This window comes from Massilia sp. AB1 (assembly GCF_018119385.1).
In the GTDB taxonomy this organism is placed as follows: Bacteria; Pseudomonadota; Gammaproteobacteria; order Burkholderiales; family Burkholderiaceae_D; genus Telluria.
Genome location: NZ_JAGKSG010000030.1, coordinates 54,270 through 64,258, shown reverse-complemented (window position 1 = coordinate 64,258; position 9,989 = coordinate 54,270). Strand labels below are relative to the sequence as shown.

Here is a 9,989-nt window from a genome sequence, read left to right as displayed (position 1 = left end):
CGCGCCCCGCCCGCGACCGCTAAGCCCCCCGCCGCCTTGCGCGGCGCCCCTTCGGCCAGCCGATTCAAGGCAGCCGAATGAGGGGCAAGCCCAATTAGGGTCAGAGTCGAATTGTTTGGCAATTCTGAGGAATTTCCCAACAATTCGACTCTGACCCTATTTATTTTTTAGCTCCCCGGAATCAAAAAAGCCCGAAAGCCTTAAGCTCAGCAATTTAGTTTGTTGGATCAATGGCGCCATGGCGAAACCTTGGCTGCAGGCCAGAAAATTAAATAGGGTCAGAGTCGATTTATTGGGAAATTCCTCAAAGTTGCCAAACAATTCGACTCTGACCCTACTTGCGTGCTTGGGTTAGGATAGTGGTCTTTCTTGACTGCTTAGTACCATGCCCCAGTTCGCCGCCAACCTGAGTATGTTGTTCACCGAGGCGCCTTTCCTCGAACGCTACGCGCTGGCGCGGGCGGCCGGGTTCGAGGCGGTGGAGTGCATGTTTCCGTATGGCGTAGAGGCAGACAGCATCGCGCAGAGGCTGGAAAGGCATCGGCTGCAGCTTGTTCTCCATAACTTGCCGGCGGGGGATTGGGCGGCAGGGGAGCGCGGGATGGCTTGCGATCCGCGGCGCGTCGGGGAATTCCAGGATAGCGTCGGACTCGCCCTGGAGTACGCGATCGAGTTGAAGACGCCTCGCCTGCACTGTCTCGCGGGTAAGCTGCCGCATGGCGTCGCGGCCGAACGGGCGCACGCCACCTATGTCGAGAATCTGCGCTTCGCCGCCGCCCGGTGCGCCGAACAGGGGATCGAGCTGCTCATCGAACCCATCAATGATCGCGATGTGCCGGGCTATTTTTTAACTGGCACGCGCCAGGCGGCCGAGGTCATCGCGCAGTGCGCCGCGCCGAACCTTTTCATGCAGTACGACATCTATCACATGCAGCGCATGGAAGGCGACCTCGCCGCCACCTTGCGCGAACGCTTCGGCCTCATCCGGCATATCCAGCTCGCCGACGTCCCCGGCCGCCATCAGCCCGGCACCGGCGAGATCCACTTTCCCTTCCTGTTCCGCCTGCTCGACGAACTCGGCTATGAAGGCTGGGTAGGCTGCGAGTATGTGCCCGAGGGCGAGACGCTGGCCTCGCTCGGCTGGCTCGAGGAAGTCCGAAGGGGCCGCTAGACAAGGTGCTGACAATCCGGCAACATCGGCGCTCACTCAACCAGGCAATCAGGAGCCGCCATGATCCAAGGACTGCGTACCGTCATCTACCCCGTCGACAACCTGGCTGAAGCCGCCGCATGGTATGCGCGCGTCGCCGGCAAGGCGCCCTATTTCGACCAGCCCTTCTACGTCGGCTTCGAGATCGGCGGCTTCGAGCTGGGCCTGATTCCGGACGGCCAGCCCGGCACCAGCGGCGCGACCGCCTACTGGGGCACCCAGGATGCCGACGCCGAACTCGCCCGCCTCGTCGGGCTCGGCGCCACGGTCGATTCGCCGGTCGCCGATGTCGGCGAAGGCATCCGCGTGGCGACGGTGCGCGATCCCTTCGGCAACCTGTTCGGCATCATCCAGAACCCGCACTTCGACCCGGCCAAGGTCGCCTGAGTTGACGATTAGCAAGAACGTGCGCAGCCGGGTTTGAAAGAATGAGGAGGTTCAGGCCGCCATATTGCGCGGCCGGGGAGGACCTTCGATGCTCCAACGCCTTGCTTTGCGTCTGTTGTTCCTGGCCAGCCTGCTGCTGGCCGGCTGCGCCACCACCGGGCCCGTCAGCCTCCAGGAAGTGCGCGAGTTCGCGGACGCTTCCGCCCGCCTGGGCGGCTATGCCGAGCTGGCGCGCCGCTACCGCGACACCTACGAACGCGAACAGCCCTACCTGTCGCCGCCGGCCGACAAGCTGGCGCGCGAAAACGACGCCAAGCGCCGCGCCGTCTACGAGGACTTCGTCGCCATCCAGAAGACGCTGGTGCTCTACATGCAAACCCTCAGTTTGCTGGCGGGCGATGGGCGCTACGACCTATCCGATCGTATCGATGACCTGGGCAATGGCCTGAAGGCCAATGCCGACTCCGGCCTCCAGCAGCGCCACATCGCGGCCTATACCGGCCTCACCCGCCTCCTGACGCGCGTGATCGCCTCCGGCTACCAGAACCGCAGCGTCGAGACCATGGTGCGCGACGGCGACGCCGATGTCCAGGTGCTACTCGACGCCATGATTTCGCTCACGCGGCTGTATTACAAGACCAACGAGAATGAGAAGAAGACCGTACTCGGCATCTTCGACGTCGAGATACCGTTTTCGACGCGCAGCTCCGACCGCATGCTGGTGACCTTGGCCAAGGTCCATTACCTGAACAAGTCGACCGAGTACAGGCTGATCGACCGCCGCTACGCGCTGGCGCTGCAGGGCCTGACCAAGGTGGCGCTCGGCCACCAGAAGATGCGCGAGAACCTGAACCACCTCACGAGCGACGAAGTCCGGCGCCTGCTCGCGAACTACGGCCGCGACCTGCGGACGATCCGCGAAAACCTGTCCGGAGATTGAGAGGCTTACCATGACCAGCAATCCACCCTCTTCCGGCCCGGGGACTGCCGCTTCGCCAGGTCCTGCGACGCCCGCCGCAGGAACGTCCGCCACCGCGATGTCCGCGGCGGAGTCGCCGCCAAGCGGCCCGGCGGCGGCGCGCGCCGGCGGCCTGTCCAGCGTCGACCAGGTGGCCGAACTCGCCGACCAGCTCTCTTCCTGCGCCGACCAGCTGCACGAGCGCATCATGCGCGAGATCCGCAGCTACCAGGGCGGCCCCGTGCCGGAGAAAGTCCAGGCGACGATGCGCAAGCTGCTGGACGACGAGATCCTGCTGCGCCAGCGCGCCAACGGACTGTATGCCGACGCCGCGACCGTGATCGTGAAGGGCTTGGGCAAGCCGCAGAGCCACCTGATGGCGCTGACCGCCGATGCCGCCGAAAAGATCCGCAAGATCGGCCTGATCGGCGAAGTCACCACGCTGGTGGCCGGCCTGCTGGCCTTCGCGGGGGCGGTCGGCACCGGCCAGCCGGCGCCGATCCTGCTGGCGCTGGACAAGATCGCCAAGCAAATCAGGATCATCGAAGCGATTGCGCCGCCGAAACCGCCGACCGCTGCGGCATGAGCGTCGCCGGCCGCATCGCCCGCCCGCGACCGGCGGGCGATCCGCGGCCTCCCCGGGCTGGAGAGACAGTGCTTCCGAGCCAGCCGCACACATCACGGGGAGCAGTCACGAGACGATAGCGCGCACGCCGGCGAATCGGCTGCTTTCTCCTTCATCCGGAAGCCGGCAACATCGCATCACATGAAAAAGGCGACATGCTCCAGGCCTGCGGCCGTGAAGCGCATCGCCCCCGATCATGTCGCCTATCGGCTCGCCGGCGTGCGCAGTACACCCTCGCACGCGCCGGCGCCTGTGCGCTCAGCACATATGCTGCCCGCCATTGATCGCGATGTTAGCCCCCGTCATGAAACCAGCTTGTTCCGACGCCAGGTAAGCCACCAGCCCGGCGACCTCTTCCGGCGTGCCCAGCCGGCCAACCGGAATCGCAGGCAGGATACGTTCCTTCATCACTTTTTCAGGCACCTCGCTCACCATCCTGGTCGCCAGATAGCCGGGCGACACCGTGTTGACCGTGATGCCATGGCGCGCGACTTCCAGCGCCAGCGCCTTGGTGAAGCCATGCATGCCCGCCTTGGCCGCCGCGTAATTGGCCTGGCCGAAGGCGCCCTGCTGGCCATTGACCGAGGAAATGTTGATCACCCTTCCCCAGCTCTGCCCGATCATGGGCTCGAGCACGTGGCGGGTCATGCTGAACACACTGTCGAGGTTCGCCCCCATGACGGCATGCCAGTCGTCGACGCCCATCTTGCGCAGGCTGCGGTCGCGCGTGATGCCGGCATTATTGACCAGCACGTCGATCCGCTTGGTCTCCGCCAGCACGCGCTGCACCGCCCTGGCGCAGGCGCTGTCGTCGGCGACGTCGGCCTCGACCACCAGCACGTCCATCCCCTCGTCGCGCTGCGCCGCGAGCCATGCATGGCGCTGGCCATTGGACGGCGAGCAGGTCGCTGCAATGATGAATCCTTCCTGGTGCAGACGGCGGCATACTGCCGTGCCGAGTCCGCCCAGCCCGCCCGTCACCAAAGCCACTTGTTTGCTCATGATTCCTTCCCCTTGTATCACACACCGCGCTTCATGCGCAGCCCGAACTGGGGAGTGTAGGGAAGCGTTGAGATAGGTCATTTGAGGGCGATCAAACATCGCCCCTAATGGACGGGCGTGCGGCCCTGACCTGCGGTTCGGCCGCTAGGCGATGACGTCGGGCCGGCAGGTGGGATCGAAATCGGCCCAGTCGCCATCGACGATATTGCCCTGCGCGCGCTCGATGCGCTGCGCGCCCAGCTGGCGCATGATGTCGACGGCCTTGCTTTCCAGGCCGGTATCGTCGAAGGCGACCGCGACCAGCATGCCGGTCAGGCGCGGCGGGACTTCGTTCTCGTCGCCGCCTTTCTCGTGCTCCCCGGCCTCTTTCATCTTGCTGAAGCTGAACAGCGAGCCCACGTGGCCGCCGACCAGGCCGCCGACGATGGGTCCCAGCGGCCCGGTGACCGGCACCGTGGCTGCGCCGATGGCCGCGCCGACCACGCCGCCGGTGGCGACACCCTTCACCACCCCCTCCGGCGTTTCCTTGGCGCCGGGCGACAGGATGTTGTCGCCGCCGATCGGGGTGGTGTCGTGCTGGCCGGGTTGGCTGACGTAGAAGCCGCTGACGCGGTCGGCGTCGAAACCCGCGTCGACCAGCGCGCGGCGCGCGCGTTCGACGTCTTCCTGAAGCTGTACGTGCCCTGCGATGATGGTGGACATAGCGATTCCTCCTGGATCGTGGTGGCTCAAGCATGCTCCTGTCGCGTTCGCCGCTCTGTACGCAGACGCACGCTTTGCCCAACTCAGCCAGCGCGCCGGCCGCTCTCAGCGCCACATGCCGTAGACCACGCCTTGCGGATCAGGTTCCAGCATGACGGCCACGGGTTCGGGTTGCCATTGACGCGGATCGATCCGGTAGTACTTGAGGAACTCTCCGTACAGCGCCGGATGGCGCGCCGCCAGCTGGTGCGGCTGCTCGAAAAAGCTTTCGGTGGCGACGGCGAAGAACTCGGCCGGGCTGCTCGCGCCGTAATGGTCGAGCACGCCGTGCATGCCGAACATGGCTTCATGGCGCAGGTTGGCGTAATCGCGCGACAGCACTTCGGACCAGCTGCGGTAGCGTTCGCGGCTGCCCAGGTAGGGCGCGCCATTGGTGCTGCCGGACTCGCTGTCGAGCTGGTGCGCGAATTCGTGCAGCACCACATTGTGGCTGGGCGGCTCGGGATGGCCGGCGCGCCGCACGTGGTCCCAGGACAGGATCACGCGGCCGTCGCCCCAGGATTCGCCCAGCAGGTCCTGGCGCCCTTCGGTCACCACGCCGGCCACGTCGACTTCCTTGCGCGGCACCAGGAAGGCGCCCGGATAGACCAGGATCGTGTGCAGCGCCGGATAGAGCACGGCCGGTCCCTCTTGCGCGGCACGTCCGAGCAGCAGCAGGCAGGCCTGGCCGGCGATGGTCACCCGCATCTCGTCGGTCAGCTCGAGGCCGGCGCAGCCGACGAATTTTTTCTCGAAAAGGAATTGCTGGACCATGCGCGCCAGCTTGAGGCGCTGGGCAGGATCCATGCCGCCATACTGCGCCACATTGCGCTCCAGCACCGCCACCTGCTCTGGGGGCAAGGGGCGCGTCAGGGCGCGGCGCCTGCGCCACGCGGGCACCAGCCAGGCCAGCAGCGCGGCCCCGGCCAGGGAACCCAGAATCAATGCGTCCATCATTGCGCCTGCGCGCCGACCCAGCTCAGCACATCGTCCGCGCCGCCAATCAGGCGTCCGCCGACGAATACCTGCGGCCAGGTCAGGCGCCCGGTGACGCCGCGCAGTACGCTGGTGGTGATCTTCTGGTCTTCAGAAATATCTGTGAAGATAATGCCCGCATCGTTAAGCGCCTGCTTGGCGCGCGCGCAGTGCGGGCAGCCGGGACGCGAGAACATCACCACCGGATCGGGCGCCACGGCCTCGGGATTCAGGTAGCGCAGCATGGTGTCGGCATCCGACACCTCGAAGGGATCGCCCTCCTTGTCAGGCTCGATGAAGATCTTGTCAATCACGCCGTCGCGCACCAGCATCGAATAGCGCCAGGAGCGCTTGCCGAAGCCCAGGTCGCGCTTGTCGACCAGCATGCCCATGCCTTCGGTGAAGTCGCCATTGCCGTCGGGGATGACGGTGATGTTGGCGGCGTCCTGGCCGGCCTTCCACTGGTTCATCACGAAGGCGTCGTTGACCGAAATGCACAGGATGTCGTCGACGCCATTGTCGCGCAGCACAGGCGCAAGCTCGTTATAGCGCGGCAGATGCGTCGAGGAACAGGTCGGCGTGAAGGCGCCGGGCAACGAGAACACCACCACGGTCTTGCCCTTGAACAGCTCATCGCTCGTCAGGTCGCGCCACTGGTCGTCGGGGCGCGCCTTGAAGACCACGTTCGGAACAGGCTTGCCCTGCAGGCTGTCGGCACTCGGTAACATCGTCACTCCTTGTCGGTTGAACAGGCGGTCCGGGGACCGTCGCATGGCGGACAGGTGAGGTTTATTGACCGGTTTTCAACGTGCTCGATGCAAATAGTTATTCAGCTAAATGAGGCGGCGGAAAATGCATGGACAGCCAATACGCCCTCGAAGCCACAGCCCCAAAAAACAAAACCGCGCACAAGGCGCGGTGAAATGACGTCAGCGATCGTCGGACCGGAACCGGCGCGGCTCTCTACCGCGGCGGCTCCGGGGCGCGCACTCAGGCGCGTTCCTTGGCGGTCTGGCTCGGCGCCGGGCCGAACAGGGCGGCCACCAGCGGGTCGCGGGTCACCGGGCTGCGGTTCACGCGGATGGCGTAGTGGGTGTCGTCGGCCAGGATGTGGAAGTGACGGCCGCTGCCGGCCATGTTCTGCTCGCGCAGGCCCGGACGTTCCTTGCGTGGGGTGGTGCCTTCGCGCTTCGGCTGGCAGATTGCCGCCAGGAAGGCCTTGACGCGCTCCGGGTCCGGCGAGATCTGGTACACGGCCTTGCCCAGGTAGGTGGCGGTACCCTCGATATAGCGGGCCAGCTCGATGACGCCGGCTTCGCGCAGGTCGCGGATGTATTTGCGGGCGCCCGACGGCGAGAACTTCAGGAACCAGGCGATCTCGTCGGCCAGCATCTCGTGGTTCGACAGTTCATTGATCAGCTTTTGCATGTTCTCGATGCGGCGCTGCGTGGCCGAGGTCGAGCGCACGCGCTCGATGGGCGCCAGCGAGATCGGGGCGCGCTCGGTCGGTTGCGGCGGGACGCGTTCGATCAGTGCCGAGTTGCTGGAAGTGTGCACTGCGCCGGTTTCGCCTTGGGCCGCGTTGTGGTGAGTCGTTGCATGCATATTCTTGAGCTCCAATGAGAGAGTGAGACTGTGTGGTCCGGGTCGCTGTGTGTTCGTATGACACCCTGACAACACCTCGGTTCCGCTTAACTGGACTCAAGATTGCCTGTCTCAGCCCGTCCGGTCTGTGCGCCATCCAACATTCGACAACATTCCGACAAGCATTTTTGTCTACCCTCCCGGGCGCTTTTTCGGGCTCTTTTGTTTCCCATCAACAAGAAACGCACCGATTTGGTGCGTTCCGTAGAGAAATGTGGGTTTTTGGTCACTGTTGTAGAATTGCACACGGCTCCTCACTAGGTGCGCTATCGCACCGAGCTTGCGGAACTTGCACTGTTAATGTTTATCCAACATCCCTGTCTATTCATGTGATGTCATCCATTTTTAACTTACGGGAGTTACCTGTGAATAATTCAAAGAAGATCGCCCTGGCTGTCGCACTCGTGTGCTCTTCCGGCGCCGCCCTCGCCCAAAATGTCAATCCGCAATGGTATGTTCAGCCGAACATCACCCACGTCAAGCCGGACTCCGGCTTCGGCGTGACCGACCGTGATACCGGCGGCGGCCTGAAGTTCGGCCAGGTGGTGAACGACGCATGGGACGTCCAGATCGGCGGCTCCCACACCCGCTTCAAGGAAAACGGCGCGCGTTACCACCAGAGCCTGCTGGGCGCCGACGCCCTGCTGTTCCTGTCGCGTAACCGCATCCGTCCGTTCGTCCTGGTCGGCCTCGGCCTGCAGCGCGACAAGGTCGACAACCCGCTGCGCAACGTCAAGGAAACCTCCCCGTACGGCACCGTCGGTATCGGCTTCCAGGCCGACCTGGCTCCGCGCTGGTCCCTGCAGGCCGACCTGCGCACCGTGCGCGGCTTCCTGAACGAAGACCAAGCCTTCGGCTTCAAGCGCAGCAACAACAAGTACCTGACCGTCGGCATCAACTACGCGCTGAACCCGCCGCCGGCAGCGGTCGTCGCCGCCGCGACCACCACCACCACCGTCGCCGAAGCCCCGGCTCCTGCCCCGGCACCGGAACCGGCACCGGCTCCGGCACCGGCTCCGCGCTTCGAAAAGGTCACCCTGGAAGCGACCAAGCTGTTCAACTTCGACAAGGCCGAGATCATCCTGCCGGCGCCGAAGCTGGACGAGATCGCCGCCGCCCTGGCAGCCGCTCCGGACGTCACCGACGTGGACATCACCGGCTACACCGACCGCCTGGGTTCGGAAAAGTACAACCTGAAGCTGTCGGAGCGCCGCGCCAACGCCGTGCGTGACTACCTGGTCAGCAAGGGCATCGACGGCAACCGCCTGAAGGCCTACGGCAAGGGCGAAGCCAACCCGCTGGTCACCTGCAACCAGAAGAAGCGCGCAGAACTGATCGCCTGCCTCGAACCGAACCGCCGCGTCGAAGTCGAGCAGATCACCGTCGAACGCAAGGTGCAGTAATGCCGAGCCCTGGCAGTCCCTGAGCGGACTGCCGCTCGGACCAAGGGGGCTCCGGCCCCCTTTTCCTTTGGAGGAAGGCACATGGCTGTCAAGAAGTGGCTACCGTATTCGCGCCAGATCGCGCACGTGCTGCGCTGCGCCGTGTCCGAATGGCTGGACCACCGCGCATCGAGCAAGGGCGCCGCCCTCGCCTTCTATACCCTGTTTTCGCTGGCGCCCATCCTGGTGCTGGTGATCGCCGTCGCCGGCTTCTTCTACGGCGCCGAGGCGGCGCAAGGCCAGCTGCTGAGCGAGTTGCGCGGCCTGGTCGGCAAGCAGGGGGCGGAAACCATCCAGGCCATCCTGGCCGGGGCCCAGAACAAGGAAACCGGGCGCTTCGCCACCATCGTGGCGTCGATCCTGCTGTTCGTGGGCGCCACTACCGTATTCGCCGAGCTGAAGGACTCGCTCGACGAAATCTGGGACGTGCCCAAGCCCACCCAGTCCGGCGTCTGGAACGTGGTGCGCACCCGCCTGCTGTCCTTCGGCCTGATCCTGGTGCTGGGCTTCCTGCTGATGGTCTCGCTGGTCGTCAGCGCCGGCCTGGCGGTGGTGGAGCGCTATATCGGGGGCATGTGGAAAGAAGCGGCCCTGGTGCTCGGCTGGGTCGCTTCCGGGATCAGCTTCCTGGTCATCGCCACCCTGTTCGGGGTGATCTACAAGCTGCTCCCGAAGATCAAGCTGTCCTGGCACGACGTGACCATCGGCGCGCTCGGCACCGCCGCCATGTTCACGCTCGGGAAGTTCGGCATCGGCCTGTACATCGGCAACAGCGGCGCGGCCGACAGTTTCGGCGCGGCGGGCTCGCTGATCGCCCTGCTGCTGTGGGTGTATTACTCGGCCCAGATCTTCTTCCTGGGCGCGGAGTTCGCGCGCCAGTATGCGCTCAAGATGGGCAGCCTGCGCCACAAGCCGGCGCACGAGACGGGCGACAAGAAGAAGGCTCCGATGCCGGGCAGCGCCTGAGGAAACGGATGGCCGGGCAGCGTGGCGCGTCAGGCGCGC

Annotated in this window: 11 protein-coding genes; 6 read left to right on the top strand and 5 right to left on the bottom strand. The window is 65.0% G+C overall.

From position 1 onward, the window contains the following. Positions 1–385 precede the first annotated feature (385 nt). The 4 genes from hyi (at position 386) to J8847_RS16985 (ending at position 3,141) form a co-directional block, all read left to right on the top strand. Positions 386–1,171, top strand: coding sequence for a hydroxypyruvate isomerase (hyi, locus tag J8847_RS17000; RefSeq protein ID WP_211525891.1), 786 nt, complete (start codon positions 386–388; stop codon positions 1,169–1,171). A gap of 60 nt (positions 1,172–1,231) precedes the next feature. Beyond that, positions 1,232–1,597, top strand: a complete 366-nt coding sequence (locus J8847_RS16995; protein WP_211525890.1) for a VOC family protein — start codon at positions 1,232–1,234, stop codon at positions 1,595–1,597. Between the two features lie 88 nt (positions 1,598–1,685). Further along, positions 1,686–2,537 carry a hypothetical protein gene (locus J8847_RS16990; protein ID WP_211525889.1) on the top strand — a complete coding sequence of 284 codons (852 nt, stop codon included), beginning with the start codon at positions 1,686–1,688 and terminating at the stop codon, positions 2,535–2,537. 10 nt (positions 2,538–2,547) lie between these two features. Continuing rightward, positions 2,548–3,141 (top strand): hypothetical protein, encoded by a 594-nt coding sequence (locus tag J8847_RS16985; protein ID WP_229512938.1) that lies wholly within the window; start codon positions 2,548–2,550, stop codon positions 3,139–3,141. Between the two features lie 297 nt (positions 3,142–3,438). Here J8847_RS16985 and phbB read toward each other — a convergent pair whose 3' ends face one another. From phbB to J8847_RS16960, 5 genes are all read right to left on the bottom strand, one after another. Further along, the gene (gene phbB / locus J8847_RS16980) at positions 3,439–4,182 is read right to left on the bottom strand and encodes an acetoacetyl-CoA reductase (RefSeq protein WP_211525888.1); all 744 of its coding nucleotides are present in this window, start codon (positions 4,180–4,182) and stop codon (positions 3,439–3,441) included. Between the two features lie 144 nt (positions 4,183–4,326). Further along, on the bottom strand, positions 4,327–4,884 hold the full coding sequence (locus tag J8847_RS16975; protein WP_211525887.1) for a hypothetical protein: 558 nt from the start codon (positions 4,882–4,884) through the stop codon (positions 4,327–4,329). A 105-nt stretch (positions 4,885–4,989) separates the two neighbouring features. Continuing rightward, the gene (locus tag J8847_RS16970; protein ID WP_211525886.1) at positions 4,990–5,877 is read right to left on the bottom strand and encodes a zinc-dependent peptidase; all 888 of its coding nucleotides are present in this window, start codon (positions 5,875–5,877) and stop codon (positions 4,990–4,992) included. After that, positions 5,877–6,626 (bottom strand): glutathione peroxidase, encoded by a 750-nt coding sequence (locus tag J8847_RS16965; protein ID WP_211525885.1) that lies wholly within the window; start codon positions 6,624–6,626, stop codon positions 5,877–5,879. The genes J8847_RS16970 and J8847_RS16965 overlap by 1 nt, the downstream gene beginning before the upstream one ends. A 262-nt stretch (positions 6,627–6,888) precedes the next feature. Further along, the gene (locus J8847_RS16960) at positions 6,889–7,503 is read right to left on the bottom strand and encodes a winged helix-turn-helix domain-containing protein (protein ID WP_211525884.1); all 615 of its coding nucleotides are present in this window, start codon (positions 7,501–7,503) and stop codon (positions 6,889–6,891) included. A gap of 404 nt (positions 7,504–7,907) precedes the next feature. On the opposite strand from J8847_RS16960, the gene J8847_RS16955 reads away from it, so the two are divergent. Together J8847_RS16955 and J8847_RS16950 are read left to right on the top strand one after the other, a co-directional pair. Further along, positions 7,908–8,945, top strand: coding sequence for an OmpA family protein (locus J8847_RS16955; RefSeq protein ID WP_211525883.1), 1,038 nt, complete (start codon positions 7,908–7,910; stop codon positions 8,943–8,945). Positions 8,946–9,026: 81 nt separating this feature from the next. Continuing rightward, positions 9,027–9,950 (top strand): YihY/virulence factor BrkB family protein, encoded by a 924-nt coding sequence (locus J8847_RS16950; protein ID WP_211525882.1) that lies wholly within the window; start codon positions 9,027–9,029, stop codon positions 9,948–9,950. The last annotated feature ends 39 nt before the right edge of the window (positions 9,951–9,989 follow it).